This window comes from Hyphococcus sp. D3-15, assembly GCF_055809375.1.
In genome coordinates this window covers 3019666-3035035 of sequence record NZ_CM147910.1, presented here as the reverse complement: position 1 = coordinate 3035035, position 15370 = coordinate 3019666, and the positions used below count along the sequence as shown (strand labels likewise).

The following is a 15370-nucleotide window of genomic DNA, read 5'->3' as shown; positions in this document are numbered from 1 at the left end:
GCATCGCCCTATCGCGAGGCTGTGCGGTCCCGGCGCTGTTTCCGACGGCTTCTTTCGCGATATTCGCGCGGCGTAAGGCCCGTCATGCGTTTGAAGAAGCGCGAGAAATAGGCCGGATCCTGAAAGCCGAGATCGAGCGCGATCTGTGCGGCGGTTGCTTCCGTAAAATGCAGATTGCGCTGAGCTTCCAGCATTAACCGCGCATTGATGAGCGCCGCCGGCGACTGGCCGGCGAGATGGCGGCAGGTTCGCGCCAATCGCGACTGGCTGACGGCGAGCGCGCTGGCGTAAGCGGGCACGGCCCAATGCTCGCGAAAACGCTGATTGATCAATTTGCGATAGGCGGCGAGCAAGTCTGTGGCCTGGGGGTCGTCAGCGCCGTCGCTCTTTCCTTGCTCCGCCTCGCGCATGAGCAAGATCAGCAAAGTGTTGGCAAGGCTGTCGAGCATGCTGCTTCGCGCGTCGCGCATATGCGCAAACTCTTCGTGAAGACGCCTGAAAAAAACGCCGATCTCATTTCGTTGCGATTTCAAGTCCAGCCGGGTTGCATGGAATCCACTGCGAAAGAGAAGTTTTTTCGCCTGTGCAAGCATCTCCGTGTCAAGCAAGTCGGTCTCAATGGAGAGCACCCAGCCCGCCGTGCCGGTCTCGAACTCAAAGCCGTGCACGACGCCATTCGGAATGCACAGCGCGCAATAATCGCCGAGATGCATAGCCTTGCTTTCAACGATGGCCTCGGCGCGGCCTTTTTCGATGTAAACGCATTGCCACAAATCCGCATGGGCGTGCGGCGTGATGGTCCAGTCATAAAGCCGCGCGCGCGAATTGATGTCTTCAATATGGATGCGCTCAAGGCTGGTTTGCCCCGGCGCCTCGCCAAACAGGGCGAAATTCGCCGGCGCGGAACCTTGCGGATCGAATTGCTGTGGTTGAGAGGTCATGACCGAAAAGTACCATTATAAGGCTGAAATGTCCATTTAAGCCTCAATTACCGACCGTATTATGCAATCCATCAGGCGCCGCCGCCGTCGGTGAACAACAAAAATGGGGGATTTGTGAAAACGCAGGTCGCTATCATCGGATCTGGTCCGTCGGGATTGATGCTCGGTCATCTGCTGCGTCAGGCAGGCATCGACGCAATCATTGTCGAACGTCAGAGTACGGACCATGTGCTTTCACGCATCCGCGCGGGCGTTCTGGAAACCGTCACGACGGAGCTTTTGGAAGACATCGACATTGCGGAACGAATGCATGCCGAGGGGCTGCCGCATGACGGCTTTAACCTCGCCGATGGCGAACGTCTGATCCGCATCGATTTGAAAGCGCTCACCGGCAATCATGTGATGGTCTATGGTCAGACCGAGGTCACCAAAGATCTTGTTGACGCTGCGCCGTCGCGCGGGCTGGAAATAGTCTGGGAGGCGGCGGATGTGGCGTTGCATGATGTGGAAAGCGATGCGCCCTATGTCACCTATCGGAAAGACGGCGCCGAACATCGCATCGATGCGCGGTTCATCGCCGGTTGCGACGGGTTTCACGGGCCTTCACGAAAAGCGATCCCTGAGGCAGTCGGAAGGGGCTTTGAAAAGGTTTACCCCTTTGGCTGGCTCGGCATTCTCTCCGATGTGCCGCCCTGCAATCACGAATTGATTTACGCCAATCACGAGAATGGGTTTGCGCTCGCCTCCATGCGCTCGCCGACGCGCAGCCGCTATTATATTCAGGTTCCGCTTACGGAGCGTGTTGAGGATTGGCCGGACGAGAAATTGTGGGATGAGCTATGCCGGCGACTGCCGCCGGAAGGGGCTGCGAATGTCACGCGGGGACCGGCGCTCGAAAAATCGATTGCGCCTTTGCGGTCCTTCGTCTTCGAGCCCATGCGACATGGCTCTTTATTTCTGGCTGGCGACGCTGCGCATATCGTGCCGCCCACAGGCGCAAAAGGTCTCAATCTCGCCGCGTCAGACATACGTTATCTGTCCCGGGCGCTGATTGCATGGTTCGAAAAGAACGATGCGGACGCGATCGCTGCTTACTCGGACAAGGCGCTGTCGCGGGTCTGGAAATCGGTGCGCTTTTCCTGGCAGCTGACCACGCTCATGCACCGTTTCCCGGAGGATGGCCCGTTTGACCGGCGCATCCAGATTGCGGAGCTGGATCATATCGCGGCGTCGGAAACCGCCCGCCGGGGGATCGCCGAGAATTATGTGGGGCAACCCTTATAGATTTGATTTTATTATATAAAATCTACTTTTGCCGCGCTCTTTTCTGCCTTCCCGGAACGCGCGCCGCAGGAAATTTCAGCCAGACTAGGCGGTTTTTCAGCATTTCCGCCTCTAACTATGAATGGGGCGTGTTTCGCCCGATAGCGCTTTTGACGGGCCGGCGCGGCCCGCATCGACATGTGCGAGATGCTGTGACGTGAGTGACAGGAATGAAAATCCGCGATCCGGAGATGGCGCGCTCGCCCACGCCTTTATGCGCTATCGCGAGAGCCTGCGCCGTTACATTGCGCGCCTCGCGATCAAGCCGGAAGATGTTGAAGACATTTTACAGGACACGTTTGTCAGCGTGCATCGCCTTAAAGATGCGGAGAGCGTCCGGTCGCCCAAATTTTATCTCTACGCCGTGGCCCGCCGAACAGCGTTTCGCGAATTGAAGCGGCAAGCTGCAAGAGTTGCAGACTCGATAGATGAGGCGATCGAACAGGGAAACGAACCGGCCGCCGACATTGCGCCGCTGGATGACGCCTTCGAGGCGCGAGAACACTTTAAGACCCTGACGGATGTTGTCGCGGAATTGCCGCCGCAATGCCGCCGGGTCTTCGTCCTTCGCAAGGTTTTCGGCTTTTCGCATAAGGAGATTTCCGCCGCGATGGGGATTTCGATCAGCACCATCGAGAAATATCTCGCCCGCGCCATGGTGCGTTGCCATCAAGATCACCGGCTCAGCAATTTTCGCGGCAATGAGCAAAGCGACGTCGCGTCGGTTTCCGCGCAGCCCGCGCCTCAATCGCCGGCCAAAACCATGAATGAGTAATGTCATGACTTCTGTTATCAAAATTGTGGACAGGCAGACGGTGGACGCAATCGCCGCGGCCTGGCTCGCGCAGCTTGACGGAGGCGATCTGTCGTCGGCCGATATGGCCGCCTTCCGTGAATGGCTCAACCGCAGCCCGGAGCATCTTGAAACGTTGACCCGCATGGCGCGAGTCTGGGCGGGCCTCGATACCGTCATTGAAGCGCGGCTTGAAGAAGTTCTTGCGGCCGCAGAGGTCAGCACGAAAAAGCCGGTCGGCTTGCTGCCGTCTTTGGCGCGCCTTTACCCCGTACGGTCGTCGATGGCCGCCGCTGCGTCGCTGTTCCTTGTTGCGTTCAGCCTTTTTGTAATCGCAACGGATCCATTCGGATTTTCTTTGGCGCCGCAAAAAGCCGTTTATGCGGCTGCGATCGGCGAGCAGAAGGAAATGCGCCTCGAGGACGGCACGGTAGTGCGGCTCAATACCGGCAGTTCTCTTGAGGTGGACTATTCGCCGGAAGAAAGGTCGGTCCGCCTGCTTGAGGGCGAAGCCTGGTTCGATGTCGCCCACAATGCGCGCCGCCCGTTTGTGGTCTATGCCGGCGACGGCGCCGTGCGGGCGGTGGGCACTTCCTTTGCCGTCAGAAAACGCGAGCATGTGGTTGACGTGACTGTCACATCGGGCCGTGTCGTGCTGTCGAACCTGAAACATGAAGACAATGTACAGCCGTCGCCCTATCCGCTGGCGACGCTGGAAGCGGGGCATCAGGCGTCATTCGATGAGCGTGTGGAGTCCGTTGAAAGCCTCGACACAGAAGAGCTGGACCGCAAGCTCGCCTGGCGCGACGGCTATTTGCGATTTAACGGGCAACCCTTGTCGGAAGTCGTCACTGAGATCAGCCGGTACACGACAGTGACCATAGTGATCGACGATATGGCGCTCCAGGATCTCAGAATTGGCGGCTATTTCCAGACCGGCGACATCAACACCATGCTGGATATTCTTCATCAGTCCTTTGGCGTGGAACATGAGTGGAAAGGGGAGGAACAAGTCATTCTAGCAGCGGCGAAATAGACGCTGAAAAAAATCGCAAAAAAATCCGAAATCCTTGTGGCGGGTTTTTCTTTGCAAGCGCTCTAACATTATAGGCCAGGCAATCGCTGCAAGAGATAGCGAGACCGGGCCAAGGCAGGAAACGCATTGAGGGGCATTAGAAATAGCGGCGTTGCAGCTTTGGTCGTCTTGACATCGGTGGTTTTGCCGCCGGCGGTGTTGGCGCGTGATGAAACGAGCCAGCAGGAAACACTCCATCGCTTTGACATTAAAACAACGAACGCCGCTATCGCGCTCAACATGCTCGCTGAACAGGCGAGCGCTCCGATTTTGTTTCCCTACGACCGCGTCAGGTCTCTCGAGACCAACGCCTTGCAAGGCGAGATGACGCTGGAAGACGCGCTTCCGGTCTTGCTCGTAGGCACCGGCTTGCGCGGATCGATAAGCGAGCGCGGAGCGATAATCGTTTCGTTCGCAGAGGGCAAAACGCAGGAGGATCAACGCGTGTCTAAAAAAACATCATTTCTCGTCACCGTGTCAGCGATTGCAGCATCGGCTTTCCTGCCCCAAGGGGCCAGCGCACAGGATGGCGAGGGAACCGCAGCGTCTAATGTGGACTCCATTACGGTCACGGCGCGCCGTCGCGAGGAAAATCTACAGGATACGCCTGTTTCGATTTCCGCATTTTCAAAAGAGTCCTTAGAGCGGCAACAGATCGAGGGCACTGAAGACCTCGACATGATCACGCCGAATCTTCAATTCACAAGCTATGGCCCGCTTACCGGCAACAACTCCGCGGCGCAGGTCTTCATTCGCGGCATCGGACAAACAGACGCGACGGCGGCTGTCGATCCCGGCGTTGGCATCTATATGGACGATGTCTATCTCGGCCGTTCGGTGGGCGGCGCCATGGAATTCCGCGACATCGCGAATGTTCAGGTGCTGCGCGGACCGCAGGGCACGCTGTTCGGCCGCAACACAATTGGCGGCGCTGTGCTGTTGACGACCAAGGATCCCGGCGACGAGTTCGGCGGCGAGCTGAAGGCGCGCACTGGTACCGATGATCTTATTCAGGTGTTTGGCGGCGTTGATCTGCCCATCTCTGAAACGCTGGGCGCGCGTATTTCCGGCGGACTGAAGAAGCGCGACGGGTTTGTCACGCGCACCGTGGACGGGCTCGATCTCGGCGATGATAATACATACAGCCTCAACGCCACTTTGCGCTGGGAGCCCACGGCGGATTTCTCCTTCAAGGTGAAGGCCGATTACGCCCATGAGAACGAAAACGGTTCCCCCTTCGTCTTTACGGATATCAACACCTCGCAGGTCTTTCCGATAGCGGTCAGCGTCGGCGCGGGATGCCCGGGCGCCTCATTCCCGCCTCCGATGCCCGTGCCTAATATTGACGATCCGCGCTGCGCCAACGATTTCTACAATCAGGGGGAGTTCACCAATGGCGGCAACGCGCCGGTCACCAGCACGCTCGAAAGCTGGGGCGTGTCGGGGCATGCGGCGTGGGATGTCAGCGATGTGCTGACGCTAAAGTCCATCACGTCCTATCGCAATCTGGAATGGAAGGGGCTACGCGACGCAGACAACACGCCTTTCAACATTCTGACCACCAATCTTGAAAGCGATAGCAAGCAGTTCAGCGAAGAATTGCAGGCGTTGTTCGATTTCGGGTCGGTGAGCGGTGTTGTCGGCGGTTATTTCTTCGATGAAAACACTGACGACTTCACGCGCGTGCAGTTTTCACCGCCGATTGCGCCGGTTCTCGCTGGCGGTCCGGGCGTGCTTGACGTGCAGCTTGTGGACCTCGGTACGAAAAGCTTCGCTTTCTTCACGCAGTGGAGCTGGAATCTTACGGAGCAACTCGCGGTCAGCGGCGGCATTCGCTATACGGACGAAGAAAAGTCGATGCAGGCGACGATCTACAATGCCGGCGTACAACCGATTGACTTCATGCCGACCACCTTGCCAACCATGGCGACAACGGAAGGCGGATCTCTATTCATCTTCCCGGACCTATATACAGAAGACTTTTCTTCGGTGATCGGGTCGGCCTCGCTGCAATATCGTTGGAACGACAACTTCCTGACCTATTTCAGCTGGTCGCAAGGCTTCAAAAGCGGCGGATTTAACGAGCGATATAACGCCGCGACGGTGGATCTTTCGACGGGCATCGAAAACAACGAGCCGATTTTCTTCGATGAAGAAACAGCGAATACTTACGAAGTCGGCTTCAAGTCTGATTTCGGCGGCGTCTTCCGCTTAAACGCATCGGGATTTCGCACGAAATATGACGATATCCAGCTGATTTACCGGCTTGGCATCGTGCCGCTCCTGTTCAATGCGGGCACGGCGACGATTTCGGGTTTCGAAGCGGAGTTCACCTACGCGCCGAACCGCGATTTCATTCTCGACGGCAGCGTCGGCCATCTGCGTGACACGTTTAAGGACATCATCTCCGTGCCCCTGACCACGGCGACCGTCGGCCCGGATAATTCCTTGCCCTTCACGCCGTCCTGGACCGGTCATCTCGGCGCGTCCTATACGCTGCGCCCGACAAGCGATCTGGAGTTGTCGCCGCGGGTGAACCTCGCCATCACCAGTTCGCAGTTCTTCGATGCAGCGAATACGGTTGAAGTGGCGCAAAACGATACGACCGTCGTGCTCAACACGTCGATCAAGCTTGCGCATCCAGATGCGGGATGGGCGCTTGTCGTCGGTCTGAACAATGCGACTGACGAGCTTTATCCGGTCGCGGGCAACGCGTCCTTGTCGACATCGACCGGCTATGCAGAGAATATCTACGCCCGTCCTCGTAACTGGTTCGTGGAACTAAGTTACGATTTCTGAGGTTGTCCTTCCTTAGCCTCAGCTATTGGCGGCCGCTCAAAAACTGAGCGGCCGCCTAAACCGACAAACACACAAAGTCGATAGTCTGCGCTCCGGGCGGTCGTGTAAACACGTCCGTTCAAAAGCATGTAGACGAATAAGATTGCATGTCGTACCTACGGGCAAAGTGGTTGTAGGAGCGAAGAATGTTGCTGTACGGACGAAAGTATTACGTCATCTTATGCGCGTTATTAGGCAGTCTAATAGGCTGCGCGCCGCAGGCCGCGACGGACGGCGAATATGATGCGATCATCCGTAACGGCATGATTTATGACGGCGACGGCGGAGCGCCTTATGGGGCGGATCTGGCGCTGCGCGATGATGTCATCGTCGGGATCGGTGATTTTCGCGACTCCCATGGCGTCATAGACATTGATGCGACCGGGCTTGCGGTCAGCCCCGGCTTTATCAACATGATGAGCTGGGCGGTGGATTCCCTGATGGCCGATGGGCGCGCGCTCAGCGACATTCGTCAGGGGATCACCTTGGAGGTTTTAGGAGAGGGGCAGTCCTGGGGGCCGGTGAATGAGCGCACGAAAGCCGCGATGCTGCGCGCTCAGGGCGATATCCGCTACGATGTCGAGTGGACCACGCTTGGCGATTATCTCGATTACATGGAAGCGCGCGGGGTCGCGCCTAACTTCGCCTCCTTTATCGGGGCGACGACTGTGCGGGACTATGTGATCGGCGAAGAAGACCGGGCGCCGACAGCAGAAGAGCTGGATAAGATGCAGGATCTGGTGCGCAGCGCCATGCGGGAGGGGGCGCTCGGAGTTGCGTCGGCGCTGATCTATGCGCCCGGTTTCTATGCGCAAACTGAGGAGCTGATCGCGCTTGCAAGCGCTGCCGGTGAATTTGACGGGTTGTACACCTCGCATATGCGCAGTGAAGGCAATGCGCTGCTGCAGGGAATTGAGGAGCTGATTACAATCGCGCGCGAGGCGGACATTCGCGCGGAGATCTATCATTTCAAACAATCCGGGCGCGCTAACTGGCCTAAAATCGACGACGCGATCGCGATGGTGGAAGCGGCGCGGGCGGAGGGCCTTGAGATCACTTCCGACATGTACACGTATAATGCATCCTCTACGGGGCTGGATACGACATTGCCGCCCTGGAGCCGCGAGGGAGGGCAGGCGGCGTTTATCGGGCGCTTAAAAGACCCGGAAATTCGCGCCAAAATCATCACCGACATGCGCACCCCTACAGATGCGTGGGCGCAATATCTGGCGCAAAATGGCGCTGAAAATATCCTGCTGGTGGGCTTTAAATCCGACGCGCTGAAGCCGCTGACAGGCGAGCGTTTGTCAGATGTTGCGGCGATGCGGGGGACCTCCGTTGAGGATACGATCCTTGATTTGTTGATCGAAGATGACAGCCGAATTGACGCGATTTATTTTGCGATGTCAGAAGATAACGTCAAAAAGGCGCTCGCCTTGCCGTGGATGAGCATCTGCACGGACTCGCCCGCCATTGCGGCGGAGGGTGTTTTTCTCAATTCCATGACGCATCCGCGGACCTATGGCAGTTTTGCGAGGCTTCTTGGAAAATATGTACGCGAGGAGAATGTCATAAGCCTGCAGGAGGCCGTGCGTAAAATGACCTCTTTGCCGGCGAGCAATCTGCGGATTGACCGGCGTGGCCGGATTGCAGAAGGCTATTTTGCTGATCTCGCCATTTTTGATCCGGACACGATCACGGATAACGCGACCTTCGAAAAACCACACCAATATGCGACGGGCATGCGTCATGTATTCGTCAATGGCGAGTTGGTCTTGCAAGATGGCGAGCCGACGGGCGCTTTGCCGGGGCGCGCTGTGCGCGGTCCCGGTTGGCAAGCTGAAGCGTCGCCCCGCTAGCGGGGGCGTCGCGCCGGGAAGTAGGTGAAATCAAAATCCGGCGTGCGGTCAGACTGCTTCGCTGTCTGCGCTGCAAGTCATCTCAGATGGCGCCAACCATTCTCTAGCGAGTGAAGGGCAGCAGCTAAGCGTCAGCGCCGTCTGTGCTTCGGGGCGGCCGATAGTCGCGAATGTTTTTGAAAGCTGCTCATAGAGCGGCGCCAATATCTGATAAATTTTACGCCCGTCCGTGGTGAGCTCTAACGCGCCGCCGCGGCGGATCAGCAATGCGACGCCCAACGCTTTTTCCAAACGGGCGATGCGCTGGCTGACGGCGCTCTGCGTGATGTTCAGCTCTGCGGCGGCATTGGTGAATGAACGCCGCCGGACAGCGAATTCAAAGACAAACAGATTCGCCGCAAGCTGGGGACTGATGGGGCTCTGCTTCACTATGTGACGATGCTCCTGACGAAACGATTGCGGTATTGCGCAGAATATGCATGATAGATGGCATACCAAACAAATAAAGCGTTTGCGAGAAGATTTATCGATGTCCACGCCGCCCGAAACAACGGAACCGCCGGACGGCAGCGCGTTCTGGATCAATACGGGTCGGCGCGCATGGGGCGATGTGAAAGCGACGCTGCCGCTATCGCGCGAAAACTGGTCAGAGGCTTGTGCGCGACTGGTTTCCTTTCGTCCGCTTTATGCAGCTCTCTTCAATGAGCTGCGTGAGATGGAAGGCGAGGTCGTTTCGCCATTGCTCGAGGCGGAAGGGCTGGGCGCAGCTATGGGCGTCGATCCAGCGCGTCATGGCCGGTATTTTGTGAAATGCGACCACGAATTGCCGGTGGGCGGTTCGGTAAAGACGCGCGGCGCTCTCTATGAAGTCGTTTCACTTGCCGACAAGCTGGCGCGTCAAAGCGGCGTCGTGGGGTCGGAAGCGCCGCCGATTGCGCTCTGTTCGGACAAATGCCGCGAATTTTTTGCGCAATATACGATTGTCGCGGGCAGCACGGGCAATCTTGGCATGGGCATCGGCGTCGCCGCGCGGGCGCTGGGGTTCAACACGGTCATTCACATGTCGCGCGAGGCGAGTGACTGGAAGAAGGATCGGCTGCGCGCCTATGGCGTCGACATTCGCGAGCATGATTCTGACTATACGAAAGCGGTTGAGGCCGCGCGCGCAGCGGCGGATGCTTCAGACAAGGCGTATTTTATCGACGATGAAGCGTCGACGGAGCTGTTTCTGGGATACAGCACGGCGGCGAACGAAGTGAAGGCGCAACTGGCCCGCGCCGGAATCTGTGTTGACGAAGATCACCCGTTATTTGTGTATATTCCCTGCGGCGTGGGCGGCGCGCCGGGCGGCGTTTCGTTTGGATTGAAGCAGCTTTTTGGCGACAATGTTCACTGCTTTTTCGCTGAGCCCGCAATGTCGGCCTGCATGTTGCTCCAGCTTTCGACGGGAAGCGCCGCGCCGGTCTCTGTTTATGATCACGGGCTAGACAATTGCACGGTCGCTGACGGGTTGGCGGTCAGTAAAGCCTCGGTTCTCACAAGCGCATTGATCGCGCCGATTGTTTCGGGCGTTTTTACGGTGCGCGATGATGATCTCTTCCGCTGGCTGTACCTGGCTTACGAGCATGCCGGCATCAAGGCCGAGCTATCGGCTGTCGCCGGGGCTGTCGGGCCATATCTGGTCGCGAATACGCCGCAAGGGCGCGCCTATCAGCAAGCGAACGGCCTGACGCCCAGAATGGCGAAGGCGACGCATATCATCTGGAGTACGGGCGGGCTTTATCAGCCGCTTGAAAAATGGCGCCCCCAATGCGCGCGCGGCGGCTCATTGCAGGAACGCCATGCATGGCCGCTTCCGGCGGCGTACCCGGAAGCTGCAATCGCCCCCTGTCATCGAAGTGATCACGCGGCGCAGAGCCGGCGTAATGGAGTCGACAATGATTAAATCACCGACCATTCATCAAAGCCGAAATGAACGCGCGGGGCGTGCTGGAGTGGCGGTTATGGGCGCTATGCTTGCGGCCATGGCGTTCATCTTGTCCGGTTGTGCGCCACAAGCAGAAGGCGAGGCGTCGTCACTGTCAGCAGACGAGGCCGCGCTGGTCGATGCGGTATTCGAAGACTGGGATTCCAGCACGTCGCCGGGCGGGGTCGTCGCGATAGTGAAGGGCGACAAGGCCTATACGCATGCTTACGGCATGGCGAATCTGGAGACGGCAACGCCGCTTACACCTCAGTCGCGCCTGCATGTGGCGTCCATATCAAAACAATTCACCGCCTATGCGGCGGGCATGCTGGTCAATGATGGGAAATTGTCGCTTGACGCAAAAGCGCAGGACTATGTGGCCGAAGTCCGGCAAATCGAAGAGCCCTTGCTGGTTGAACAACTGATCCATCATACAAGCGGGCTGCGCGATCAATGGTCACTGGCCAGCATGGCGGGCATCCGCCCGAGCGAGGTCATCAGCCAGCGCGATATTCTGACATTCGCGTCGCAACAGGATGAATTGAATTTCGCGCCGGGCGAGGCGTTTATCTATTCCAATATGGGGTATTCAATTCTGGCTGAAGTGGTGGGCGCCGCTGGCGGCGCGCCGTTTCCGCAATTCGTTCGGGAGAACATTTTCGCGCCCCTCGGCATGACGCGCACGACTTTCTTTTCCATTATGGATGCGCCGCTTGAAGGACGGGCCATGTCCTATGAGCCGGATGAGGAGCGCTTTCGGCAGATCCCGCTGAACTTCGACAATTACGGCGCGACATCGTTGCAAACGACCGCAAATGACATGGTGTTGTGGCTGCGGAATTTACTCTCCGAAACGCCGATTGGCGGGCCGGAGATGAAGTCGATGATCCTGCAAAAGGGCGTTCTGAATGACGGGCGCGAAATTCAATATGCGTTTGCGCTGGAACTCGCGGATTTTCATGGATTGCAGGCTGTGGAGCATGGCGGTTCCGACGCCGGTTTCCGCGCGCATGTCATGTTCATTCCCGAAAAACAATTCGGGATCGCCGTCCTCGCCAATCGCAGCGATAGCGACACATCGATCCGCGCGCGAAAGCTCGCCAGGCAAATACTGTTTGCGGAATCTGATATCGAATCGCCGCGCCCCGCGCTGGGCGTCATTCCGCCGCTTGAAACGCGTCTGGCGTTTGAAGGGGAGTTTCATGTGGGCGACGGACCGATCAACACGATCAAGGCAAGCGAGGAAGGCGTCATCATGGCGGCGCCATTCTGGTCCGGCATTGAGCTGACCCAGGCGGGTGAGGGGCGCTTTATCACGCTCGATGATGATGTGCCGGGCGTGCTGCAGTTCGATCCGTCAATCGGCGATGGGGCGCAGGAATATGTGTTTAATCGCGGGGCGCATGAGTTCCGCGGGAAACGCATCACGGCGGCGAACGTGTTGCCGGATAACGCTGGGGAGTATGTCGGGAAGTATACCTCCGCCGGTCTCGACACGTCTTATTTCATCGACTTGACCGATGACGGGTTGACGGTGCGCCATTGGCGCGCCGGTCCCGGAAAATTGCGGCCGATCGGCGAGGATGACTTCGCCTCTGCTGGCGGTGTGTTCGGACGGGTACGGTTCATCCGCAATGACGCAGGCGAGATTATAGCGTTCGAAGGCAGCGACCGTCGCGCCAAGCGCGTTCCTTTCCTTCGGGTTAGCGGGCAATCGTCAATCGAAGCCCGGTTGCCGCAATAGCGGCGGCTATCACCACTACAACTGGCGCAATGAACGAGGTGATCATCATGATTGATCCGTCGAACCATCTTCTTTTGACAGCGGTTACGCTCACCGCAATCGTGCTTGGGCTTTATGTTGAGCGCACGCCGCTGGGCAGGATTTTTCCCGCTGCTGTTTTCTGCATCGTATCCGGGCTGATCCTCGCCAATCTGGGCGTCATTCCGCATTCGGCGCCGATGTATCAGATCGCCAGCGATATCTTCGTGCCGCTGGCGATCCCGCTATTCCTGTTCAAAGCAGACTTGCGGCGGATGATCACCGAGGGCGGGCGTACGATGATCGCCTTCGCGATTGGCGCAGTCGGGACGATTGTCGGCGGCCTGATCGGCTTCATGGTGCTCGATCTCGGTCCTTTGCGCGAAAAACTGCTGGCTGTTTTTGTCGCCACCTATACCGGCGGGTCGATGAATATGATTGCGGTCGCGAAGACCACCGGCCTCGATGACGCGACGGCGATGTCGGCAGCGGTCGCCGCCGACAACATTGTCAGTCTCAGCTATCTCACTTTGCTGACGGCGTTCACGGCCTTGCCGCTGGCGCACCGCCTGTTTGCAAAATCGGGCAGTCAGAACGCAGCGACGGCGGCGCCAGACCGCGATGATGTTGAAATTGCAAGCGCGAAGACCGATCAATGGAACATCGCAATGGGGCTTTGTCTCAGCGCGATCATTTGCGCGATCAGCGTTTCGGTGGCAAACGCCATTGGGCAGCCCAGCTATGCGATCTTGATATTGACGTTCATCTCGGTCGCGCTCGCCAATGCCTTTCCGCAAACCCTGTCTAAGCTGACCGGCGACGAATCGATCGGGATGCTGCTGTTTTATTTCTTGTTCTTTGTGATCGGGGCGGCGGCGGATGTCGGCGCATTGACCGGAACGGCCTTCAATATGGTGCTGCTTGGCGGGATCATTGTCGCCGCGCATGTCGTCTTTGTGTTCGTGGGCGGTCGCCTGTTCGGCCTCACCATTGAGGAAGTGGCGATTGGCTCGAACGCCTGCGTATTGGGGCCTGCGACCGCGGCCGCAATGGCGGGCGCTATGGGTTGGCGCGCGCTGGTGACGCCCGGTATCGTTTGCGGCGTGCTTGGCTATGTGATTGCTAATTTTATCGGCGCCGCCCTGGCGGCTTTGTTCGCCGCCGGTTAGGGGCGAGCCCTCGCGCGGTGCGTCCGGTTACTTGTTTTGCATAGCTTTGTCGGCGCGCCATATCTTCCAGACGCCGAGCGTCAGAAGCGGGACAAGATAGATCGCGATAAAGACATAGGTGAGGATGCCGTATCCTTTCGCGATAAGATCCACAAGTCCGACCGACATCGCCAGCCCGTTGGCGATAGCAAGCATGCCGAACGCGACCGCCGGCCGAACGAACCGCGACATCTGCGCGCCCCGTTCGCGAAAGTTTTCCGCGATCCGTTCGTTTACCGAATGAATTAGTCCGGCGCCCGTCTCAATGAACGTGCCGAGCAGCATGACTTGAAAAACAACGGTCAGCCAAACGATGCCCAGCGCATCCAGAATATATGTTGCGGGGATCGGCGCGTCATTGATGCCGGGATAATAGGAAGCCATCGCGATAAAAAAGAACGCCGCCGGCATGATAGCGATGAACCCGCCAAGAAAGCCGGCGCTGAGCGCTTCCCGGCGGCTGTCGAGCGCGCGTATGGCGAAGAGCACAACCGGCACCACCGAGAGATTATACCCCGCATAGCGCACGCCATCCCAAATCCAACCTGGCTTAACCGGCTCGCTTGAGAAATTTGCGAGAGTGGTGTCGCCAGCTTTGGTCAACGCCATCACCAGAAACAAAAAATACACGGCGTATAACAGCATTGACCATGTGGAGAGGAACCCGGCGATCAAGGCGGAGCCGTAAAACACCAGGAAGATGACGGTGACGAGAAAGGCGCCGGAGCCGATGAATTTAGGGATATTCCACGCCTGATGCGCCAGCTCGCCCGCGGCTGCGCCGATGACGGAAAGAACGATCACCATGAACAGGAGAAATGCAACTTCGAAAACCAGCCAGAACGGCCCGAGCAGATTGCGAAAAAACGTGCGGTAGTCATAGCTGCCGGTCACCCTGGCGAATTCAAAGGACAGGGCGAGGACCGTTCCCCAGATAAGCGTCGCCACCAGCATGGAGAGCAAACCGCCGAGCGGCCCGTGAGGCATGAAAAATTCCGCCAGTTCGCGGCCAGTACCATAGCCCCCGCCGATCACGACCGACTGGAAGATCAGGCCGGGAAGCAAATAGCGTTGAAAGAATTTTTTCATGGTCATTCCTGATGGCTTTTCCGCGCGCGATTGCGGTTTAATTTACCGGCTTTTGTAAATGCACATCCAAGACGGCGCTACGTTGTTCGGTCCGAATTGCGTGGAGCGCCTCTTCAATCGCAGCATCGAGTTCGCTGCAGGTGCGGATCTGCCGCACGAAGGCGCCGCCTGCTGCTGCTGCGATCGCCCCGTAATCGGGCGCGGGTTCAAAACCCAGATCAAGATTTTCGGCCGCGCTGCCTTGTCCGGAAGGGTGCACGGAAAGCATGGAATGGCGCGGTGCGTTCCAGCCATTATTGTTCAGCACGATTTGAAGAAAAGGAAGGTCATAGCGCCGGGCCATCCAGTGGGCGGTCGACGGAATTGAAAACATATAGCTGCCGTCGCCGCCAATCGCGATGACTTCGCTATCGGGCGCGGCGAGCTTCGCGCCGAGCGCGGCGCCGGTGTTCCAGCCAAGCGAGCCGCCGCCGCTGGTGAAAAAGGATCCGGGGCGGCCCATCATCATATGATCGC

Annotated in this window: 12 protein-coding genes; 8 read left to right on the top strand and 4 right to left on the bottom strand. The window is 58.1% G+C overall.

Going from position 1 to position 15370, the window contains the following annotated elements:
* Positions 1–8: 8 nt before the first annotated feature.
* Positions 9–941 (bottom strand): helix-turn-helix domain-containing protein, encoded by a 933-nt coding sequence (locus AC0L8G_RS14990; RefSeq protein ID WP_473384982.1) that lies wholly within the window; start codon positions 939–941, stop codon positions 9–11.
* 114 nt (positions 942–1055) lie between these two features.
* On the opposite strand from AC0L8G_RS14990, the gene pobA reads away from it, so the two are divergent.
* The 5 genes from pobA (at position 1056) to AC0L8G_RS14965 (ending at position 8829) form a co-directional block, all read left to right on the top strand.
* A complete protein-coding gene (gene pobA, locus AC0L8G_RS14985; RefSeq protein WP_473384981.1) occupies positions 1056–2225 on the top strand; it encodes a 4-hydroxybenzoate 3-monooxygenase in 1170 nt (389 codons plus the stop codon).
* Between the two features lie 196 nt (positions 2226–2421).
* Entirely contained in the window at positions 2422–3039 is a 618-nt protein-coding gene (locus AC0L8G_RS14980) for an RNA polymerase sigma factor (protein ID WP_473384980.1), read from the top strand.
* A gap of 4 nt (positions 3040–3043) precedes the next feature.
* Positions 3044–4093: a FecR family protein gene (locus AC0L8G_RS14975; RefSeq protein ID WP_473384979.1), complete on the top strand. Its 1050-nt coding sequence runs from the start codon at positions 3044–3046 to the stop codon at positions 4091–4093.
* A 126-nt stretch (positions 4094–4219) separates the two neighbouring features.
* Positions 4220–6931, top strand: a complete 2712-nt coding sequence (locus AC0L8G_RS14970; RefSeq protein WP_473384978.1) for a TonB-dependent receptor — start codon at positions 4220–4222, stop codon at positions 6929–6931.
* Positions 6932–7116: 185 nt separating this feature from the next.
* Positions 7117–8829, top strand: a complete 1713-nt coding sequence (locus AC0L8G_RS14965; protein ID WP_473384977.1) for an N-acyl-D-amino-acid deacylase family protein — start codon at positions 7117–7119, stop codon at positions 8827–8829.
* Positions 8830–8877: 48 nt separating this feature from the next.
* On the opposite strand, the gene AC0L8G_RS14960 is transcribed toward AC0L8G_RS14965, so the two are convergent.
* Complete coding sequence (locus tag AC0L8G_RS14960) at positions 8878–9258, bottom strand: LysR family transcriptional regulator (protein WP_473384976.1); 381 nt, start codon at positions 9256–9258, stop codon at positions 8878–8880.
* 100 nt (positions 9259–9358) lie between these two features.
* Between AC0L8G_RS14960 and AC0L8G_RS14955 the strand changes: the two genes are divergently transcribed.
* Genes AC0L8G_RS14955 through AC0L8G_RS14945 form a run of 3 tightly spaced genes read left to right on the top strand, consistent with a single transcriptional unit; the run spans position 9359 to position 13726 of the window.
* Positions 9359–10774 (top strand): D-serine ammonia-lyase, encoded by a 1416-nt coding sequence (locus AC0L8G_RS14955; protein ID WP_473384975.1) that lies wholly within the window; start codon positions 9359–9361, stop codon positions 10772–10774.
* Positions 10767–12539, top strand: coding sequence for a serine hydrolase domain-containing protein (locus tag AC0L8G_RS14950; protein ID WP_473384974.1), 1773 nt, complete (start codon positions 10767–10769; stop codon positions 12537–12539). Before AC0L8G_RS14955 ends, AC0L8G_RS14950 begins: the two co-directional genes overlap by 8 nt.
* A 29-nt stretch (positions 12540–12568) precedes the next feature.
* On the top strand, positions 12569–13726 hold the full coding sequence (locus AC0L8G_RS14945) for a DUF819 family protein (RefSeq protein WP_473384973.1): 1158 nt from the start codon (positions 12569–12571) through the stop codon (positions 13724–13726).
* Between the two features lie 27 nt (positions 13727–13753).
* Here the strand turns inward: AC0L8G_RS14945 and AC0L8G_RS14940 are convergent, their stop codons facing one another.
* Positions 13754–14854, bottom strand: a complete 1101-nt coding sequence (locus tag AC0L8G_RS14940) for a YkvI family membrane protein (protein ID WP_473384972.1) — start codon at positions 14852–14854, stop codon at positions 13754–13756.
* A gap of 37 nt (positions 14855–14891) precedes the next feature.
* Complete coding sequence (locus tag AC0L8G_RS14935) at positions 14892–15362, bottom strand: thiamine pyrophosphate-dependent enzyme (protein ID WP_473384971.1); 471 nt, start codon at positions 15360–15362, stop codon at positions 14892–14894.
* Between the last annotated feature and the right edge of the window lie 8 nt (positions 15363–15370).

What these genes read in the sequence shown, in the direction of transcription:
- AC0L8G_RS14940 (WP_473384972.1), bottom strand. Translation starts at nt 14,854, where the DNA reads ATGAAAAAATTCTTTCAACGCTATTTGCTTCCCGGCCTGATCTTCCAG.
- AC0L8G_RS14945 (WP_473384973.1), top strand. Translation starts at nt 12,569, where the DNA reads ATGAACGAGGTGATCATCATGATTGATCCGTCGAACCATCTTCTTTTG.
- AC0L8G_RS14955 (WP_473384975.1), top strand. Translation starts at nt 9,359, where the DNA reads ATGTCCACGCCGCCCGAAACAACGGAACCGCCGGACGGCAGCGCGTTC.
- AC0L8G_RS14950 (WP_473384974.1), top strand. Translation starts at nt 10,767, where the DNA reads ATGATTAAATCACCGACCATTCATCAAAGCCGAAATGAACGCGCGGGG.
- AC0L8G_RS14975 (WP_473384979.1), top strand. Translation starts at nt 3,044, where the DNA reads ATGACTTCTGTTATCAAAATTGTGGACAGGCAGACGGTGGACGCAATC.
- AC0L8G_RS14965 (WP_473384977.1), top strand. Translation starts at nt 7,117, where the DNA reads ATGTTGCTGTACGGACGAAAGTATTACGTCATCTTATGCGCGTTATTA.
- AC0L8G_RS14935 (WP_473384971.1), bottom strand. Translation starts at nt 15,362, where the DNA reads ATGATGATGGGCCGCCCCGGATCCTTTTTCACCAGCGGCGGCGGCTCG.
- AC0L8G_RS14990 (WP_473384982.1), bottom strand. Translation starts at nt 941, where the DNA reads ATGACCTCTCAACCACAGCAATTCGATCCGCAAGGTTCCGCGCCGGCG.